Raw genomic sequence first — 18,092 nt, forward strand, 5'->3', positions numbered from 1 at the left:
CAGGTGGGGGGGGCTCCGCAGATGGCTGTGAAGAGTAACGATCAACGCCTACTAGACCGCATCCTTGAGGACCAAAGGCGTCGGCTCGCACCGAATCAAAAGATGGACGACTTTTTTAACTACTTTGCTGCGAGTACGGCACTGCAAGATCTCGATCTAGACATTGACGAACTCCGAGATGGAATTGTTGATGGATCTCACGATTGCGGAGTCGATGGGCTTTGGGTTTTCGTTGACGATCGCTATGTATCCGCCAACATTGAGCGCCACGTGACGGTTCGGGCCAAGAAGATCCAACTCGTCATCCTGCAGGCAAAAATCTCACCAGGATTCCAAGAGACGGCCTTTGAGAAACTGCACTATCACCTTCCCTTGCTGCTCGATATGGATCGCAACCCCAAAGAGCTAGCCGAATCAACGAATGCCAAATTGTTGGACCGCACTGGCAGATTCCTCAATGTCCTAGAAGCTCTCGCGTCATCATTCCCTGAAATTTCGATCAAGGTGATCTACGCCACCCGGTCAGTGGAATCACCGCACCCTAACGTTCAGGCGAAAGGTGCCCGGCTGGCTCGCGAATTAGCCAAGGTTGCGTCTCAAACGAAATGTAATGTCGAGTACCTGGGGGCAGCGGAACTCAGGGAGCTATCAGCTCGGGGCGCTTCAACCGTCTCCGAAATGATATTCATGGAGACTCCCATGAGTACATCACTTGGCGAAGGCTATGTTTGCCTGGTGCGTCTCGACGAATACTACAACTTCATCACTTCACCCAATGATGCGCTACGTCTCGAATTATTCGAATCTAACGTTCGAGACTATGCGGGGCGCACTTCCGTCAATAGTGCGATTGAGGAGACTCTGAGGTCTAACCACCGCGAAGATTTTTGGTGGTTCAATAACGGTGTGACCATTGTAGCGGAAGAGGTCAGGATCGCCGGAAAGAAAATCGTAGTCAGGGATCCTCAGATCGTGAACGGGCTGCAGACGAGCCACGAGATATTCAATCATTTCCAAAACGCCGGGCACCACAATGACCGCTCGGTACTCGTCAGGGTTATGGTTCCTCCGTCCGCAGGGAGCGCGAGAGACGTCATCATTCGTGCGACCAACAGTCAGACGCAGCTCCCACCGGGTGCGCTTCGTGCTACCGAGAAGATCCAGAAGGATATTGAGGAAGCACTCGCACGCGACAGGTACTACTACGAGCGACGGGCGAACTACTACAAGAATCTGGGTGTGACGCTGGAGCAAGTGGTCAGCATGTCACGGCTGGCGCGAGAATACACTGCGTTTATTGTGGGAGAGCCGCACACCGCCCTCAAGTACTCGGAATCGCTCCTCTTGGACGACTCGCACTACTATAAGGTCTTCTCGGCCGAAAATGATATCGACCTATACGGTCTCGTCCTTGATATACATATACGAATCGGCGAGTTCTTGGCGCAATATGCCGAGGATCGACCATTACTAGGTGAGACTGCCGAGAACTGGCGATACCACGTTGCATATATGAGCTCTTTCACTCTGACGCGAATGAGGCGACCAGCGCAGAGAGATATCCTGAACATCAGGAGTGAACACCTGACGGACGCCCTTCTTGGTGCCATGGTAAACCTTCTGGATCGCGAATACCGTAGTGCACTTAGGGGAAATAGGACTCAGGGAATTGACAAGGTTGCCCGAAGCGAGGACTTCACGATAAAGCTACGCCAAGCCACAATCGCGATGCGACGATTCAAGATCGACCGATAGCTTTTCGCCTCGGTATCTGAAGATAGTCTAAGCCAATGGGGACCCTGTCGCTGCATCCGTGCTAAGACGGATAGGTTTTCGCTGACCACACGTATTGCCTTTACGTAGAGGCACTTGCGGGGCACGTCGCAGCGCAAGCAAGTGCGAACTAGCGGCGAGCAACTCCGGATATTGCTCAGCCATTTGAGCGGCAGCCACGTCAGACGTGCTTAGGTCATCGGTAGGGCCCTCGCCAGGCTGCTGTTCGACGGTCTTGACGAGTGACCATGTTGGGCCCTCGATTCCGAAGACTTGCACCTCGGCAGGGCCCGCCTCGCGAAGTTCGTCGGCAAGTTCCTCTGCTCGAATTAGTAGAGAAAGTTGTAACGCGTGGGGCTGTCGTGTCTCGGTTGATGCTTGACACCGCTTGCCTCTGCTTTGGCTGTGCGCCTGGATGCGGCGCATCAGGAGGGTCGGGCCCGTGCTGGTGGAGTTGAGCGTGTACGAACACCGCCACGTCAGGGGATCTGGCCGTCCTGATAACTTGTCGAGAAATTTCGAGCAATCGAAGCCCGTGACCGCGCCATGCCGAGCACACTGGCAGCCCAACCCCGACACGGGAGGCGGATACCATGGCACTTGAGTTTCTCGGCAGCAGCAACACCTCACAGGGCGGCGGCTGCCCCAGCTTCTATCGCGACACCGAGACGGGTGACATCGTCGTTCAGGGCCTCGCACTGAATGACCCCGAGAAGCGAAGCCAGCTCCTGAAGGTCAAGCCCGGCGAGGATGCCGTTGTCGTTCCGGCTGTGCTTTTCGAGCTCTACGCCGGGAAGGTGACCGGTGCCTGATCTGGTCACCGGCGAGGCGTTTCTCCAGCTGTTCCGGGACTTCCAGGCCGCAGCGTTCCGGCTGGAGGTGCGGACCTCGTACGGCATTCCGGAGGAGGACGAGCCGTATCGGCGCTTCCTCGTCGGCGAAGACCCTGGCCTCGACTGGTTCGAGCCGTGGCTACGTCTGATGCGGGAGGAGACCGCCAAGGGGAAGCGTGTCGAACGCGTCCGCGTCGTCGACGAACCTCCGTCCGACTACCTGCGTTTCGAGCTGTGGGGAACACCCCAGAACCTCGCCGCGGGCGAGGACATCCGCTACCTGGCACGTTCCCTCGTCGCGAACCTCGGGCTGCCCCTGTACGACTTCTGGCTGTTCGACAACCGGACCGTGGCTCTGCTGAAGTTCGGGGAGAACGACCGATTCCTCGGAGTGGCACTGTCCGACGACCCCGCCGAGATCCAGCGCCATACCAGCTACCGCGATGCGGCATGGCGCTCCGCGGTGACCTTCGAGGAGTACGAGAAGGAGCACACGCACCCCCAGTGAGCAGCGACTACCAGTCCGCCCGCATCGCCCTCGGCGCTCGGCTGCGTGAGCTGCGCGTCGAGGCCGGGCTGAACGGAAAGCAGCTCGCCGCCGAGCTCGGCTGGCCGCCGTCGAAGGTGTCCAAGCTGGAGAACGCCAAGCAGTCTCCGACCGCCGAGGACCTGCGTGCCTTGGCCAGCGCCCTCGGCGTCCCGGAGGTGCAAGCCGAGCTGATGGGCCGTCTCCGTTCCTTGGAGACGCACTACGCGGCATGGCGACGGCAACTCGCCGCCGGCGTACGCGCCCGGCAAGAGGCCTGGCAGGCCACGGAGAACTCGACCGCCGAGGTCCGCAACTTCGAGACGGCCTGCATCCCGGGCCTGCTTCAGACCGCGGAGTACGCCCGGCACATGTTCCAGCGCACGACCGCCCTGCATCGCACGCCGCCCGACATCGAGGCCGGCGTCAACGCGCGCATGCAACGCCAACAGGCCCTCTACATGCCCGGCCGGGACTTCAGATTTCTGATCTGGGAGCCCGCCCTCCACATGCTTCTGTGCCCACGCGAGGTGATGGCCGGCCAACTCGACCGGCTCACCGGGGTGTTCGGCATGTCCTCGGTACACCTCGGCATCGTGCCGCTGGGCGCGGATCTCACGGTCGTGCCCACGCATGGTTTCTGGCTGTTCGATGACCGGCTCGTCATGGTCGAGACGATCGGCGCGGAACTGCGTCTGACCGATCGTGCCGAGGTCGACCTGTACCGGACGGTGTGGAACGAGCTCGAACAGGCCGCAGTCACCGGTCCCCAGGCGCACCGGGTCATCGTTCGCGCGCGGGCGACACTCGACCTGATGTGAGCAACCTCCGGAAGCCTCTCCGGCCTTGTGGGAAATCAGGAGAAATCGCTGCTCATTGCAGCAACCGGCTTCCTTACGGTCCTGGGCATGTCCACCAGTACCCGCCGGGGCACACCGCGTCACGCGGGCCGTGAGTGGCTCACCGGCGCCCACCCCACCCCAGATGACGCCCTTCGGTCATGGTCCGCCGGGGGCCTCGCCCCTGTTCCGACCGGCCGCCTTTGGCTCGCCGCCGAGGCCCCGCTCCTGCGCACCGTCGTCGCCATGCAGCGCGTACCGCCGAAGCGGCTCGGCCCTGTGCTCGCCTACCCCGAGGCCGAATGCGCCTGGTGGCTCATCCCGCCTGGCGCCGCCCACCAGCTCGACGACATCACGCGGCTCACTGTGCACCCGCCTGGGTGGCCGCTGTACTGCCCGCCCCTCAACCGGCCTGCCGGGGGCCGCGTGTGGCTGGAGCGGCCGGATGGTTCTGGACGCCTGACCGATCCGATCGCGCTCGGCGCCGCCTTCGGGCCCGCCGGCTGTCTGCCCGCGGAGGCCCACGGATGACGATTCCCGACACCACCCAAACCCTCGGGCCCGTCGAGGCGCAGCCCGGTGTCTTCGTTCACACCAGAGCGGAGCGGAACCTGGCGGTTGGTCAGTGGCTCCTGCTGTCGGCGCCGGACAGGGAGAGGGCGCGCACGGAGTGGTCGATGATGGGCGTCGCACTCCTGCGGTGCGGGGCCCTCTTCACCGCGGTGCGCCTCTCGGCCACCCTCGTGCAAGCCGCCTCGGGAACGGAAGACGTGCAGAAGATCGACGGTTTCCTCGCCGAAGCGCTGTACGGAGGGCCGGTGTTCGTCGACACGCACATCCAGCGCTACTACATCCTCGTGCCCCGCAGCGCTGTGGACCGGCGGGAGTGGCGCGACCAGTCCCGCCAGGTGCACGCGGAATGCCTCGAACCGGGCTGCTTCCTCGGTGTGCCGGACGTCATCGCGACCAACCCGAGCCTGGGCCGATCGCGCTGGTGCGTACCGATGGACGGCCCCGGCCACCTGTGCAGCCCAGAGGCCGTCTCACAGCTCGTCGCGTACGGCCTGCACCGACTCGTGGAGGCGACGGCCGGTGAGTAACACGCTGCTACCTGTCGACGCCGACACGATCCAACACACCTACGAGTCCGTGCTGTTGAGCATCCGTCTGCCGACCGGAGACGCGCTGGGCACCCTGAACGAGACGCTTCAGGGACACGTGCAGCTCCTGGCACCGGAGGTACGGAACCTCTCGCCCCGCATGCGAGGCGAGACCCGGCGTACAGCGGTCCATATCCTCGTACGCACGTCTCACCTCCTGAAAGAGACCACAGGCTCCCCGACCGCCCAACTCCCCGATACGTACGACCTCGCAGTCACAGCCCGCGGTCTGCTGACCCTGTACCTGCACCCCGGGCCGCTCGGTTCACCGACCGCCGAGGACGAGATCGCCGAGCAGATTGGCCAACGCCTGTGCGGCGCCTGCTGGGAGCCGATCGAGGACGACGAGCCGTACGAGCGACGCCCATTCGACAGCGACTCGGCGGGAGCGATCCACGGCTACGTCCACGCCGAGCCGTGCGTCGATCGGCCGTCCCTGCTCGTGCCGGTGCGCCCTGAGGACTCAAGCACTTGAGCTGCCAGCACTTCCCGCAGCCTCAGGAACGACTCGGCTCGTAAAACCCCTCGTCACAAGCCGCTCATACGCCCGAATCACCTCGTCGGGTACGTCCTGTTGGATCATGAAGCCTTGAGCTGGGTAGATCAGCAGCCGTTGAAGAGATCCGACGAGCATGTCGATGACAAGCCGTGCGTCCTGGATTGAGTCCGCGTACGCCGAGAGCGTCATGGGAGTCGACGCACTCACGAACTCCACCTCAGGCCAGAGCTTGCGGGCCGTGGCGTAGGCCCGACGTTCCTCGTAGGGCTTGCTGACGAGAAGCACGGAGGACACCTTGATTCCGCGCTCTGTGAGCAGGGCGCGGGACAGGGTGATGTTCTGCCCGGTATTCCGGGCATGGGGCTCGACGAGGATGGCGTCCGCGGGAACGCCGAGTTCAAGCGCACGGTCCCGATAGTGCTCGGCCTCGCCGCGCGGCATGCGGCCCTGTGTCGTCCGGCTGGTCGCGCCCGTGAAGACGATCAGTGGCATCATGCCGCGCCGGTACAGGTCAACGGTGGTGTCGGCTACGCCCAGGTCGTGGCTGCCAAGACCGAGGCCGACCGAGCAGGGACGCGGCTCGTGATGCATCAACTGGAAGTCCCAGAGAAGCCGGGCATCTTCCCAGTCCTGAGCGGAGATCACGCGGAACCTTCCTTGGCCTTGTCCCGGGCGGAGTCGGGGACTTCGAACTCGTACTCCCAGGCGAACCGCGAGGCTGCGTGGATGCCGACGGCGAACTCGACCACTGTGCCATCTGCTGTGTATGTCGTCCGGTGAAGCTCAACTACGGGTTCACCCGTAGGAAGTTGTAGGAGTTTCACCTCGTCCGCTGTCGGCACGCGAGCGAACAACGCCTCTTTCATGTGGTCGATCTCGTACCCGGCGTCGTAGAGCACCCGATATCCGCCGCCACGGCCGGCGGGGCCTGGCGTTGGATCGACGATGCGGGTTCCTTCGACATGTTCGGGCCTGTAGTAGCTGGTCAAGGTGTGCGTCGGTTGCGTGCCCTCCTTCACGAGGCGAGCACGTGCATACACCGGTGAGCCAACTGGGACACCGAGCCCCTCAGCGATCATCGTGTCCGCCGCGACGCGGTTGACGGTCTGCGTCTGCTCGTTCCGGTCGTAGGCACGCCCCGACGCCACGCGATCAGCGATGAACGCGACTTCGTCGCTGTCCCGCCATTTGACCTTGTCGTAGCGGGTGATGCCGAGCCGTTTGAGGGCAGAGCGCGGACGCACGATCGTGCCGTGGCCTCGTGTCGACGTCACGAGGCCTTCGGCCTCAAGCGCCTTGTACGCCTGATGGACGGTGGCCTTTGAGCCTTCGCCGGCCTCTACAAGCTCCCTGATCTGGGGCAACTGAGCCCCTGGCGCGTAGTCGCCATTCCTGATCTGTTCCGCGACCCGGTCCGCCAGTTCACGCCACTTCGGTGCCACAGCAGAACTCCCTTCGACACGCACTAGTGAAGCACAGTCCTAGGACTGTTGACAGTCCTAGGACTGCGATGCCATAGTCCTCCCACGCCCCCCGCAGTCCTAGGACAGCGGGGGGATGGCTGCCCTTGGGCTCGCCATGGCATGTCGGTTCGGGATAGCTCCTAGCACGCCATGGGGGCCCTGAGCTGGTCGTTCCTTGACAACTCAACAGAGTGCACCTGAGGGAAATCCGCCCCACCTCCGCAAGCAAGAGGGCGGGCGCGTGCGGGTCCTGTCCCGTGCGCGGTACAGCGCAACCGCCCCGATGGTCGTAGGCCGGGTTCAACTCCCGGTCGGGGCACTGCGGCCGATCTTTGGTCGCGCCGCGCAGCCTGCGCGGCTTCACCTTCAACGGCGCGCGGCCCCGGTGCTGGAACACCGGGGCCGCTGTTCGGGCCGTTCACCTGTGGAAGGGCACACGACCCAATGGACCACATCGTCACTGTTCAAGAGGCTGTTACCGCGTTCGCAGACTTCGCGGAGCCGACGGACGCCGAGTTGGACGCGATCGAGTTGGAGATGCCCGCGATCCTTGCGGACGTCGACCTGCTGGACGCGCAGATCATCACCATGGACCGCACCCCCAGCGAGCTGGACGTGCGGCGTATCCGCCGGGCCCGCCGCCGGCTACTGACCGCGCTGGCGGGCCAGGCCGCGACCGCCCACCGGGGCGGTGCGGCATGAGCGGCCAGAACGCCGTGCGGGAGTTCACCGCGCAGATGTCCGTCCGCGCTGGCCGCTGGCGTCTGTACGTGGTCCTGCTGAACACCACCGAGCAGTGGCCGGAGCACCGGTTCGGCCACTCGGTTCCGACGTTCATGGACCGTACGGACGCGCTCAGCGTGCTCGGTTTCGCGCCGGTGCCGGGCGCTGAGTGGGAGTGGACCGAGGACAGCGAGACCCCCGACGACCCCGCCTCTCCGATGGTCCTGATCGCGGCGATTCGGGTGTGTTCATGGTCGGGGGTGAGCGTATGAACGCTGCTCATATCCGTTCGGCGGAGCGGGCGTTGTCGGCCGGCACGTGGCTGATCGTGGCGGGCGCGATGCTCTACTCGATCCTCACCGTCACCCCGCTCGCCTCCGCCCACACCCCCGCCCAGTGGGCCTGGACCGCGCCCATCCTGCCCCTGGTGGTGGATGCGGCGGTGGTCATCGTGGTCAGGCTGGACGCGGTGCTCGCCCGGCTCGGGGGCAACGGCGGGCGGTGGCCCATCGCGCTGCGGTGGATGACCGGTTGCATGACTCTCGCCCTCAACGTCGCCGACTCCGCGTTGAAGAACGACCTGGTGGGCGTGGCCGTGCACGCGGTCGCCCCGCTGCTGCTGATCGTCACGGCAGAGACCGGACTCGCCTACCGGCGCGCGATCACCGCCGCCGTGCTGGCGCTGGAAGCCAAGCAGCAAGCGGAGCGGGAATCACGCGAGCGCGCTGCGATCGAGCGGCGCGATGAGGCCGTACGGCGGGCCCGTGAGGAACGTGAGCATGCGGCGGCACTGGCGCGTGAACAGCGTGAGCATGAGGCACGCATGGCCCGTGAACAGGCCGAGCGGGAGGCCGTCGCACGGCGTGAGGAACGGGAGCGTGAAGAGGCGCGGGAGCGTGCCGAGTGCGAGCAGCGTGAACGCGCGGACCGTGAGCGTGAACAGCGGGAGCGGGAGCGTGAACGCCGTGAACGTGAGGCCGCCGAACGCGCTCAACGCGAGCAGCGCGAGCGTGTTGAGCGGGAGCGTCGTGAACAGGCGGAGCGCGAGGAGCGGGCGGCGCGTGAACGGGCCGCGTTGCTGTCCGCCGGTCCTGCCACGGAGAAGCTGTCCGAGGACGACGCCCGCGCGATCGTGGCCGCCGCGCATGCCGAGGGGATGTCGGTGCGCACGGCTGCGGAGTTGTGCGGCTGGTCGGTGGGCTGGGTCTCGACCCGCTACGCCGAACTGCGCGGCGCGGTCAGCGGCGTTCCGGTCGATCTCGCCGGTACCGGCCGCTGATGACTACCGCGCACGCGAGTGGGTCGCTGCCCTCCTACCGGTGGCGTCTCGCCCTCCCCCGCCTCGCTCGGCGTGTGCATGCCGTGCGCCGACTCCAACTGACCTGAGGGAGAGCCCTGAGATGGCACATCGTGACCCGCCGGGGATCATCGCCCCGCACCTTCCCGCCGACGTCTACCGCCGCGCCGAAGCCACCGGGCAGCCGGTCGTCGTCATCGTCCAGGCCACCGACCACAACGGGCGCCCCCTGGGCCACTACTTGTTCCCGGTCGTCGTCGCCGGAGCCACCGCCATGGGCTGCTGGGGACTGGTCGCCGCCCTGTGCGCGCTCCTCGACACCGCCGTCCACGCGGTCACCGTCATCGCCCAGACCGCCGGCCCCATCAGCGTTGGCGGCATCACCCTCAAGCTCGCCCGCCCCAAGCACTGAACGGCTTCCGCCCGCCCTGATTCGGGCGGAAGCCGTAGGCGGCCCGCACAGAACCCGAACCCCCTCGCGTGTGGGTGCACATCCCCCGGACCATGAACGGCCGTTCACGGCCCCGTGAGTGGGTTGCACAGCCTCATTTTCCGCCGCTCTACGCGCGCGTGCGCGTAGGGCCCCACCCCTCCCCACCCCTCAACTCTGCAACATCGCAGGTCAGATGCGGTTGCAGGGGTGCAACCGGCGCTCTCGACGCAACCGACAGCACCACTCCCCTGCAACCCAACGGGCCGGTGACGCCACGCAACGGCGCACCGGCCCTCATCCACGGTCTTGGAGGACCCTTACGTGGACTGGAAGCAAGCATGGTCGACCACCACCAACACCACCACCACGGCACTCGATTCACTCGCCCCGGTGTGCGCTCCGTTCGCGGCCCGCTGGGACCTTGAAGCCGAGCGGCGCAACAAGCTGCGCACCCCCGAGCACCTGAAGCAGCTCATGGCCGCGCAGAAGGAACACAACGCCGCGCGCTCCACACACGCCACCGCCAAGTCCCAGCAACACGCCGCCCGCGCCGCGTCGAACAACCCGTTCGCGGCCGGCCGCCGCGCCGCCCGCGTCGCGGCCAAGGCAGCCCTGAGCCACGAGCGCGACACCCGCGCCAAACTCAAGGCCGCCCGGGTGAACTACCCCACCACCCTCAAGGCCCGCGCCATCCAGGCGCACTCGATGCACGCCGTGCCCAGCACGATCGCCTCCGCGCTCCTGTCCACCGCGCACCTCACCCTCTGGCCGGCCACCACGTCGGCCGTGCTGATCGGGGCGAACGTGGCCGCTCTCGCGCTCGGGCGGCGCAGGCTCCGCGTGCCGGTGGACGAGTCGGTCTCGGTGGAAGAGCGTCAGCTCATGGAACGCCTCGACCCCTCGTACTGGGTCGAGCACGCCCCGGATCGTGGTCTGTCGGGCACGGTCACCACGCCCCCGGCCATGGAGCCGGGCGGCATCCGCTGTGAGATCCGCCTGGACGGGACATGGACGGTCAAGACACTCGCAGACAAGGCCGACTCCATCCGTGCGCTGCTCGGTGCCCGCACCGCGCTGCGCATACGGATCACCTCCGCCTCACGCGGCGGCTGGGCCGTCCTCACCCTCGCCACCCGCTCGGCAGCCGCGGGCGTCCCCTCCCTGTGGACCCCGGACCGCATCCCGTCCGACCCGCTGATGATGAACCTCGGCCTGGACACCGAGACAGGCGATGAAGTCCTGATCCCGTTCGACGAGCGGCTGTTGGTGTCCGGCGCCTCCGGCACCGGCAAGTCCTGGTCCTTCCGCCCTCTTATGGCCACCGCCCACCTGCGCGGCGACCTGCTCCTGATCGACGGCAAGGGCGAAGAGGCCAACATCTGGGAACCGGTCTGCCGCGTCGCCGTGGAACGCGACGACATCACCGACGCCGTGGACCAGGCGCACGCGGAGATGACCCGCCGCAAGACCGACATGAAGGCGCGTGGCATCAGCGTGTGGGACGGCCGGCAGCTCACCGTCGTCGTCGACGAGGGACAGGTGATCCTCGCCCTGATCACCAAGGACAAAGACCGGCTGCAGCGGCTGATCGAGCTGTCCTCGCTCGGCCGCTCGCGCGGTGTCGTCCTGTGGTGGGCCACGCAGTACCCGCTGACCGACGGCGGGGCGCCGGGCGTGCACAAGCTGATCGCACCCAACCTCCTCACCCGGTTCTCGCTGCGGGTGGCCGGCACGACACAAGCCCAGGTCGCCCTCGACGACTGCGCGCACTACGCACCCCACCAGATCCCCGACGGCCGCGCATACCGAGGCCACGGCTACCTCAAGGGCTACGGGCCCCGCATGCTGCGCACCTGGACCCTCGACGACGCCGGCGTACGCGCCCTGCCCACATCGATCTGGACTCCGGCCCCGCCCACGGGCGGACGGGTTCCGCGTACGCCGCTGCACCTGGTCAAGAACACGCCCTCACCCGTCGGGGCGGTGACCAACCGGGACAAGGTCCTCGCCGCCGTGCACTCCGGGGCCCGCACTGCCAAAGACGTGACCGACACGACCGGCCTCAACAAGGGCACCGTCTCCCGCGAGATCAAGACCCTCACCGAGAGCGGAGCCCTGCACCGGACCCCCGACGGCAGGCTCCTCCCCGGCCGGCAAGCGGCCTGAGCACTCCCGCGAATGTCAAGGGCGGCCCCGTCTCGCCAAAGCCGGGCCGCCCTTGTCTCCAGTCCTCAACAGACCTGCGGAGGTCTCCAGCATGACCCAACCGACCCTCCTTCGGGGAGAGCACCTCCAAACCGCTCTCGACCTGGCCGCCTCCGGCCTGCCCCCACTGCCCCTACGAGCCGGGAAGGTACCGTTCGGCAACTGCCGCCGCTGCGCCAACAACGCCTGCGGCGGCCGGCCCAACATGAAAACCCCGGGCCCGTGCGCCTGCCCCGGCGTCTGCCACGCGTGGGCCGCCGCGACCACCGACCCACACGTCATCACCTCCGGCCCCTGGCGCCGCGCCTGGCTGCACGCCGAAGCGGTCGCCTACCACCCCGGAGGAGCGGGGCTGACGGCCGTGGACCTGGACAACGCCACCGCGATCGCGTGGGCCCGCCAGAACCTGCCGCCCACACACGTCGTGCCCACCACCCGGGGCGAACACTGGCTCTACCTCGGTGCGATGCCCTCCGCCAACGCCGTACGCCCCGGCGTGGACATCAAGTCGACCATGTCCTACGCCCGCTGGCTCGGATTCGGCACCGGCACCATGACCACCCTGCCGAACGCCGTACGCGCGCTCATCGTGAAGGAGCCCACCGCAGTCCGACCGACGGCCGTCACTGTGCCCGCTCTGGCCGGGGACGGGGAGTGCCCGCACCGCACGCCGACCTACTTGGACCGTGGCATCGCCATGGCCGAACAGCGCATCACCGGCGCCCGTGAAGCGGTGCACGCCACCGTCTACCGCACGTTCCTCGCGGTGCTGTCCACGCACGGACGGTGCGGCTGCCTCACCGAGGTGCACGTCGCCCGGTTGTTCACCGCCGCGCAGGCCAAGGGTGAATCGCTCCGGCACTGCACGGACGCGTGGAGCAACGCCCGCACCACGTTGGGACTGTGACCATGTCCGAGGACGACAAGACCCCCGCCCGCGAGGTCATCACCGACTACGCGCAATCCCACTTCCGGTACTTCCGTACGCCTGATGGGACCGTGTACGCGCAGAAGAACGGCCAGCCCATCGCCCGCCCGATCCGCTCCCAGGGCACCACGGGCAGCCACCGCCAGGAACTCATGGTCGGCCTCTACCGCGACGGACGCGGCGCATTCAACGGCTCCGCGCTCAAGGAGGCGTTGGACCTGATCGAAGCGCTCGCGCTGACCGAGAACGTCCAGCCCGTCCACATCCGCGTCGCCCCCGGCTTCGACGGGGCGACCTGGCTGGACCTGGGCCGCGACGACGGGCAGTCCGTCCGCATCCACCCCACCGGCTGGGACATCCTCACCCCGGACCCGCGCGAGGTGTGCTGGCGACGGACCCAGCTCACCGGGGAACTGCCCCTGCCGGTCAAGGACACGGGCGGCAAGGGCATCGATCTGCTGATGCGGCTGTGCAACTTCGCCAACGCGGAGACCGAGTGCCTGGCCATCGTGTGGCTGATCGGCTGCCTCGGTCCGACCGTGCCCGTCCCCGCACCCTTCCTCACCGGGCCTCAGGGAGCGGGTAAGTCGACCGGGGGCCGGATGCTCACCCGGATCATCGAGGGCATGAGCGGCGACCTGCGCAGGGCCCCGAAGGACGAGGAAAGCCTGATCGCGGCCGTGGCTGCCGGGTGGGTCACCGCCCTGGACAACCTCTCCCACATGACGCCCGACCTGTCGGACGCCATGTGCTGCATCGTGACCGGCGCCGAGAGTGTCAAGCGGGCCCTGTTCACCGACGGGGACGTCTTCCGCGTCGGCTACCGCCGCCCCCTGCTCCTGACCGGGATCGACGTGGGCGTCATCCGGCCCGACCTCGCGGACCGGCTCCTGCCCCTGCGCCTGGAGCGGCCCCGCGTGAGGCGGACCGAGGCCGAACTGTGGACCGACTACGCGGAAGTCCTCCCCGTCGTGCTCGGCTCGCTCCTGGACCTCACCGTCAAAGTCCGCGCGGCCGAGGCGGAGACCCCCACCGATCTGCGGATGGCGGACTTCGCCCACCTGTGCGCGCAGTTCGACGCGGCAACCGGCCTGGGGGCGCTGGCCGCGTACCGGGCCAGTCTGGACGACCTGAACGACGACGTGATCGAGGGCGACCTGCTCGCACAGACCGTCCTCAAGTACGCCGAGACCATCGAGCCGGGCGGCGCGCAGCGGATGACGTCCACGGAGTGGCTGTCCTGCCTCAGCCGCCTCTACAGCGGCGACGACTCCCGCCCGCTGCCCAAGGGGTGGCCGACTACGGGCAAAGTCCTCTCCGACCGTCTCAAGCGCCTCCAACCCACCCTCGCCGCCCGGCGCGTCCTCGTCGACGCGGGCCGCACCAGCGCGGGCCGCTACCTCGAAATGACCCACACACTCCCTCCGGCCCCGCACAAGCAGGCACGGGCGTTCTGACCGAACGCTCACCCGGACAAGCAAGAAGAGCACCACCACGCCGCGGGGTGCTCCTCTTGCTGTTCGGCGCCTGCGCCACGCCAGGGACGTGCCGCGCAGCGGCTCCTTCTCTGCTCTGTGAGCCGCGCCCAACTACGACAGGCAGCCCCTTCTTTGTCCTAAGAAGGAAGACACTGCGTCATCCGCGTCACGCGAGCCGGAAAACGGCATATGACCTGCGGCAACAGGCATGACACAGGCGGCTTGCTCTGCGTCATCCTGCGTCACCTGCGTCATCCGGTGACGCACCCCATGACGCCGACATGACGCACGCCCTAGCCGCCACGTCAGGCAAAACCACAGGTCAGAGGCCTAAGTGACGCTCATGACGCCATGACGCAGAAATCCACACCTCGGACAGATCAGGAGTCCGAGATACCTGAAGCCAACGCGACACCCCCGAGGACCCCATGAGCCGAACACGTTCCGCTCAACCCGACCCCCGAGCGATCCTCCGCAACGGTCTCCCCGACCGCTACCTCACCGTCGACGACATCGCGACGATGTTCGAAGTCCCCGTCGAAACCGTCTACCAGTGGCGCAAGAAGCGCACCGGTCCTCCCGGCTTCCGCATCGGCAAACACCTCCGCTATGACCCCGCCGACGTCGGCGCCTATGTCACCGAACGGAAGACCGCCGACCAGGCCGCCTGACTCAGCGAAACCACACTGCCCAACACCCCAGGGAGGGCCACGCCGTGGCCCTCCCTGCCCATGCCCGGAAGGGAACACCCCCGCATGGCAGGCCACATCCAAGACCGCTGGTACAAGATCGAGACCGACACCAACGGCAAGCCCCGCCGCACACGAACCGACCGCTACGGCACGGGCCTGCGCTATCGCGCCCGCTACATCGGTCCGGACGGGACCGAGAAGAGCAAGTCCTTCCCTGATGGGCAGAAGCGACTGGCTGACCAGTGGCTGGCCCACATCGAGGCCGACATGTCACGAGGCCAGTACCTCGACCCGAGCGCCGGGCGTGTGACGTTTCGGCAGTACGCCGAGAAATGGCTGAACACGCAGACCACCGACATGACCACACGCGAGTCAGTCGAGTCCGCCATACGTGGCCACGCGATCCCCTACCTCGGATCGCGACCGCTCGGTTCCTTCAAGCCGGAACACATCCGGGACTGGCTGAGCGAATTGGAGCAAGCCATACAGGCGTCGTCGTACCGGCGTGTGATCTACAACAACGTGTCGACGGTCCTCAATGCGGCTGTAGACGATGGGCACCTGACCAAGAATCCCTGCCACGCCCAATCCGTTCGGCCCCCTGCTGCGGGCACGGGCCGGATCGTGCCGTGGGGCACTGAGCGTGTTTTCGCCGTACGGACAGCGCTGCCGGAGCGCTATCACGCGACAGTCGATCTCGGGGGCGGATGCGGACTCCGGCAAGGGGAGATCTTCGGGCTTCCTGTCGAGGGGATCAACTTCGACTCTGGATGGCTGCACGTCGCGAATCAGGTGAAGGTGACGAAGGGAGGTCTCGTCTTCGACCTGCCGAAGCGGAACAAGGAGCGCGACGTCCCGTTGCCCGACCGCGTCGCGCACGTCCTCAAGCAGCACATGGAGACGTTCCCTCCTGTCGAAGTCACCCTGCCGTGGCTCCGACCGGACGGCCCGCCCGTCACGAAGCGGCTGCTGTTTACCCGTCTCGACGGCAAGGGTGCGGTTCGGCGGACCGACTTCAATGACCGCGCGTGGAAACCCGCCCTGGTCGCCGCTGGGGTCATCCCCGTGCCGAAGCCAGGCGCGCGCCATCAGGCCGCCCGCGAACACGGCATGCACGCCCTCAGGCACTTCTACGCCTCGGTTCTGCTGGACGCCGGCGAGAACGTCAAGGCCCTGAGCAACTACCTCGGACACAACGACCCGGGTTTCACGCTCCGGGTCTATACACACCTCATGCCGAGCAGCGACGCACGGGCCCGGAAGGCAGTCGACGGCCTGTACGAAGGTATCGATTCGACGCCAAACACCTCCTGACCGCCTCTGGCCCGCTGGAACCTTCCGTCGGTGAAAACCGACGGAAGGTTCCAGGACACCTCGATGCGAACTACGGGCACCGTGTGTCAATGGCCACGGAGGTTCTCCTTGTGGGCGGACAGGTTGATCCCTGTGGGTGGCCATCAGAAATTGCCACGGCCGATGTCAGCGATGGCGCTCCGATCGGCAGTCGCCTGCGCCGCGATGGTGCCCGAGAAGGTCCTGTGCTGCGGCATGGACGCGGAGATCGAACCCAAGGCGTGCTGACGCGAGGATGTACTCGGGCCCGAGGACTCGGGGCTGTCGGGTTCCGGGCTGGTGGACAGGCATCGACTTGCCAGGTTCGGCTGAGGTGGTTCGTGCGGCTTGTCTGTCGTTTCGCGCATACTGTGTCGGAGTTCTTCCTCGGCTATCCCGAGAGCGCGGACGATTGCAGGCCAGCCGACTCCCTCGTGCCTATGGCGCAGCGCCGATTTGAGCGCGGTGTCGAGCGTGTCTTGCACGGCCCGGTATCCGGGGGGGGACCGAACGGACGGACCGGCCGAGGTTGCGGAGATGGGTGATCTCTTCGGCCGTCAGTTCAGGAAACTGCCCGGCGCGGGCCGGCCGGTCATCCGGCGTCGGAGGCGGTTCCGCTTGCCGTGGCTTTCGCCGGATCAGTGGTGAGGATGCCGACGAGGTTATCCAGCGCAGCGGCGTGCTCCGGGCGGCGGCGGGCCAGGGCGCGCAGGCGCGCCGCACCGGCTCCTCGTTGCACCTCGGATCCCTGTTCAGCGGCCTGGCCCATGAATTCCGCGGGGCTCGGGGAGGCGTGCGCTTCCTCGGCCTTCATCGGGAAGAACACCTGGTGCACCGCCATCACGTAGGGCGCGATGAAAGGTATACGGGTGAGCATCGGGACCGTCAGGAGGAGCCAGCGGAGCCCGTCCGGCTGCCCCTGCTCGATGAAATCCATGGCCGTGTCCACGGCTGTCGACAGGTCGGTCACGGCATCGTAGATTTCCGGGACGGCCATATGCTCCGTGAGACCAAGGATGCCCAGATGCTGACGGGACGCCGGATCATCCGAGAGGGAGCCGAGTAGTTCCCTGACAAGGGGGCCATTGGTCAGAGCGGGGTGTTCGCCAAGAAAGTCCAGGTCCTCCGGCCAGGTGGGGGTGGCGAGCCACTGCCTCACCAGGTCCGCGGCGGTGTTGAATGCGCGGTGCTCGTCCAGTACGCGGTCAAGGCCGTGTTCTGCGGCGGCCGTTGTCAGGTCCGCGAGGTCGGTGAGCGCGGTGGCTTCCGGGTACACCGCACGGGCGATCTCAAGGGCAGCCTGCTCCTGCCGTGTGGTCAGAAGCGTGTACGTCTGCTTGAGGAAAGCCTCGCGCTCGGCCCAACTCTCAGCTGAAAGCCACTGGTTGAATCGACCGACGGATTCGTGCGGAAGGTCGCCCGATGCCCAGGTCGGCAAGTCCTGGCGCACCTGCTCCAGAGCCGGCCGGTACAGCGAGTCCTGCTGCAGGGTGCCGATGAGACCCCGGACCGCACGACGGGCGCGTCCGGCCCAGGTTGGGTCGGTGGTCTCATCGGCGTGCCGCGCGGCTGAGATCAGATCCGCAATGGCTCCGGCATGGTCATCCTGCGCACGGCGCCAGGTACTGGCACGGGAGACGAGCAACTCGGCTTGGGGGCCGGACGGGAATTCGGAGATCACCTGGTCGGAGGCGTGGAGTGCGCCCTGCCGGCCGCCGGTCTCGCCCTGCCGGACAGAGAGGTTGTTGAGGGACATGGCGAGGTCGGGGAGGAAGACGGGGCCGTTGGGCCCGGTGGCGAGGGTGCGGTAGTGGTCGACGGCTTCGGTGATGGAGGTGAGTGCGCCCTGCCGGTCACCGGTCTCGCCCTGCCGGACAGAGAGGTTGTTGAGGGACATGGCGAGGTCGGGGA

At 66.6% G+C, this 18,092-nt stretch carries 18 protein-coding genes and 1 pseudogene; 16 read left to right on the plus strand and 3 right to left on the minus strand.

What is annotated here, in order from left to right:
• Positions 1-102 precede the first annotated feature (102 nt).
• The 7 genes from OC490_RS40470 to OC490_RS40505 all read left to right on the plus strand — a co-directional run bounded on the left by OC490_RS40470 (position 103) and on the right by OC490_RS40505 (position 5,606).
• Positions 103-1,755 carry an AIPR family protein gene (locus OC490_RS40470; RefSeq protein WP_262063042.1) on the plus strand — a complete coding sequence of 551 codons (1,653 nt, stop codon included), beginning with the start codon at positions 103-105 and terminating at the stop codon, positions 1,753-1,755.
• A 611-nt stretch (positions 1,756-2,366) separates the two neighbouring features.
• Positions 2,367-2,585, plus strand: a complete 219-nt coding sequence (locus tag OC490_RS40480; protein WP_262063043.1) for a hypothetical protein — start codon at positions 2,367-2,369, stop codon at positions 2,583-2,585.
• Positions 2,578-3,114, plus strand: a complete 537-nt coding sequence (locus OC490_RS40485; RefSeq protein WP_262063044.1) for a DUF6879 family protein — start codon at positions 2,578-2,580, stop codon at positions 3,112-3,114. Before OC490_RS40480 ends, OC490_RS40485 begins: the two co-directional genes overlap by 8 nt.
• Complete coding sequence (locus tag OC490_RS40490; protein WP_262063045.1) at positions 3,111-3,953, plus strand: helix-turn-helix domain-containing protein; 843 nt, start codon at positions 3,111-3,113, stop codon at positions 3,951-3,953. Before OC490_RS40485 ends, OC490_RS40490 begins: the two co-directional genes overlap by 4 nt.
• An 87-nt stretch (positions 3,954-4,040) precedes the next feature.
• Entirely contained in the window at positions 4,041-4,502 is a 462-nt protein-coding gene (locus tag OC490_RS40495; RefSeq protein ID WP_262063046.1) for a hypothetical protein, read from the plus strand.
• Positions 4,499-5,071, plus strand: coding sequence for a hypothetical protein (locus OC490_RS40500; RefSeq protein ID WP_262063047.1), 573 nt, complete (start codon positions 4,499-4,501; stop codon positions 5,069-5,071). The genes OC490_RS40495 and OC490_RS40500 overlap by 4 nt, the downstream gene beginning before the upstream one ends.
• Positions 5,064-5,606: a DUF6415 family natural product biosynthesis protein gene (locus OC490_RS40505; RefSeq protein WP_262063048.1), complete on the plus strand. Its 543-nt coding sequence runs from the start codon at positions 5,064-5,066 to the stop codon at positions 5,604-5,606. The genes OC490_RS40500 and OC490_RS40505 overlap by 8 nt, the downstream gene beginning before the upstream one ends.
• Here OC490_RS40505 and OC490_RS40510 read toward each other — a convergent pair.
• Together OC490_RS40510 and OC490_RS40515 are read right to left on the minus strand one after the other, a co-directional pair.
• Positions 5,595-6,275 carry a YdcF family protein gene (locus OC490_RS40510; RefSeq protein ID WP_262063049.1) on the minus strand — a complete coding sequence of 227 codons (681 nt, stop codon included), beginning with the start codon at positions 6,273-6,275 and terminating at the stop codon, positions 5,595-5,597. The genes OC490_RS40505 and OC490_RS40510 overlap by 12 nt on opposite strands.
• Positions 6,272-7,072 carry a GntR family transcriptional regulator gene (locus OC490_RS40515; protein WP_262063050.1) on the minus strand — a complete coding sequence of 267 codons (801 nt, stop codon included), beginning with the start codon at positions 7,070-7,072 and terminating at the stop codon, positions 6,272-6,274. The genes OC490_RS40510 and OC490_RS40515 overlap by 4 nt, the downstream gene beginning before the upstream one ends.
• A gap of 465 nt (positions 7,073-7,537) precedes the next feature.
• Between OC490_RS40515 and OC490_RS40520 the strand changes: the two genes are divergently transcribed.
• The 9 genes from OC490_RS40520 (at position 7,538) to OC490_RS40560 (ending at position 16,163) form a co-directional block, all read left to right on the plus strand.
• Positions 7,538-7,795 (plus strand): DUF6284 family protein, encoded by a 258-nt coding sequence (locus OC490_RS40520; protein ID WP_262063051.1) that lies wholly within the window; start codon positions 7,538-7,540, stop codon positions 7,793-7,795.
• Positions 7,792-8,088, plus strand: coding sequence for a DUF6303 family protein (locus tag OC490_RS40525; protein WP_262063052.1), 297 nt, complete (start codon positions 7,792-7,794; stop codon positions 8,086-8,088). Before OC490_RS40520 ends, OC490_RS40525 begins: the two co-directional genes overlap by 4 nt.
• Complete coding sequence (locus OC490_RS40530; protein WP_262063053.1) at positions 8,085-9,095, plus strand: DUF2637 domain-containing protein; 1,011 nt, start codon at positions 8,085-8,087, stop codon at positions 9,093-9,095. The genes OC490_RS40525 and OC490_RS40530 overlap by 4 nt, the downstream gene beginning before the upstream one ends.
• A gap of 121 nt (positions 9,096-9,216) precedes the next feature.
• Complete coding sequence (locus OC490_RS40535; RefSeq protein WP_262063054.1) at positions 9,217-9,525, plus strand: hypothetical protein; 309 nt, start codon at positions 9,217-9,219, stop codon at positions 9,523-9,525.
• A 342-nt stretch (positions 9,526-9,867) separates the two neighbouring features.
• Positions 9,868-11,712 (plus strand): type IV secretory system conjugative DNA transfer family protein, encoded by a 1,845-nt coding sequence (locus tag OC490_RS40540; protein ID WP_262063055.1) that lies wholly within the window; start codon positions 9,868-9,870, stop codon positions 11,710-11,712.
• Between the two features lie 91 nt (positions 11,713-11,803).
• Positions 11,804-12,658, plus strand: coding sequence for a DNA primase (locus OC490_RS40545; protein WP_262063056.1), 855 nt, complete (start codon positions 11,804-11,806; stop codon positions 12,656-12,658).
• Between the two features lie 2 nt (positions 12,659-12,660).
• The gene (locus OC490_RS40550; protein WP_262063057.1) at positions 12,661-14,136 is read left to right on the plus strand and encodes an ATP-binding protein; all 1,476 of its coding nucleotides are present in this window, start codon (positions 12,661-12,663) and stop codon (positions 14,134-14,136) included.
• Between the two features lie 449 nt (positions 14,137-14,585).
• Complete coding sequence (locus OC490_RS40555) at positions 14,586-14,828, plus strand: helix-turn-helix domain-containing protein (protein WP_262063058.1); 243 nt, start codon at positions 14,586-14,588, stop codon at positions 14,826-14,828.
• Between the two features lie 84 nt (positions 14,829-14,912).
• Positions 14,913-16,163, plus strand: a complete 1,251-nt coding sequence (locus tag OC490_RS40560; protein ID WP_262063059.1) for a tyrosine-type recombinase/integrase — start codon at positions 14,913-14,915, stop codon at positions 16,161-16,163.
• A 610-nt stretch (positions 16,164-16,773) separates the two neighbouring features.
• Here the strand turns inward: OC490_RS40560 and OC490_RS40565 are convergent.
• Positions 16,774-18,092: pseudogene (locus tag OC490_RS40565) on the minus strand (hypothetical protein); the annotation flags it as partial.

The sequence above is a fragment of the Streptomyces sp. STR69 genome (assembly GCF_024519455.1).
In the GTDB taxonomy this organism is placed as follows: domain Bacteria; phylum Actinomycetota; class Actinomycetes; order Streptomycetales; family Streptomycetaceae; genus Streptomyces.

What these genes read in the sequence shown, in the direction of transcription:
- OC490_RS40470 (WP_262063042.1), top strand. Translation starts at nt 103, where the DNA reads ATGGACGACTTTTTTAACTACTTTGCTGCGAGTACGGCACTGCAAGAT.
- OC490_RS40480 (WP_262063043.1), top strand. Translation starts at nt 2,367, where the DNA reads ATGGCACTTGAGTTTCTCGGCAGCAGCAACACCTCACAGGGCGGCGGC.
- OC490_RS40495 (WP_262063046.1), top strand. Translation starts at nt 4,041, where the DNA reads ATGTCCACCAGTACCCGCCGGGGCACACCGCGTCACGCGGGCCGTGAG.
- OC490_RS40500 (WP_262063047.1), top strand. Translation starts at nt 4,499, where the DNA reads ATGACGATTCCCGACACCACCCAAACCCTCGGGCCCGTCGAGGCGCAG.
- OC490_RS40520 (WP_262063051.1), top strand. Translation starts at nt 7,538, where the DNA reads ATGGACCACATCGTCACTGTTCAAGAGGCTGTTACCGCGTTCGCAGAC.
- OC490_RS40525 (WP_262063052.1), top strand. Translation starts at nt 7,792, where the DNA reads ATGAGCGGCCAGAACGCCGTGCGGGAGTTCACCGCGCAGATGTCCGTC.
- OC490_RS40530 (WP_262063053.1), top strand. Translation starts at nt 8,085, where the DNA reads ATGAACGCTGCTCATATCCGTTCGGCGGAGCGGGCGTTGTCGGCCGGC.
- OC490_RS40535 (WP_262063054.1), top strand. Translation starts at nt 9,217, where the DNA reads ATGGCACATCGTGACCCGCCGGGGATCATCGCCCCGCACCTTCCCGCC.
- OC490_RS40545 (WP_262063056.1), top strand. Translation starts at nt 11,804, where the DNA reads ATGACCCAACCGACCCTCCTTCGGGGAGAGCACCTCCAAACCGCTCTC.
- OC490_RS40550 (WP_262063057.1), top strand. Translation starts at nt 12,661, where the DNA reads ATGTCCGAGGACGACAAGACCCCCGCCCGCGAGGTCATCACCGACTAC.
- OC490_RS40555 (WP_262063058.1), top strand. Translation starts at nt 14,586, where the DNA reads ATGAGCCGAACACGTTCCGCTCAACCCGACCCCCGAGCGATCCTCCGC.
- OC490_RS40560 (WP_262063059.1), top strand. Translation starts at nt 14,913, where the DNA reads ATGGCAGGCCACATCCAAGACCGCTGGTACAAGATCGAGACCGACACC.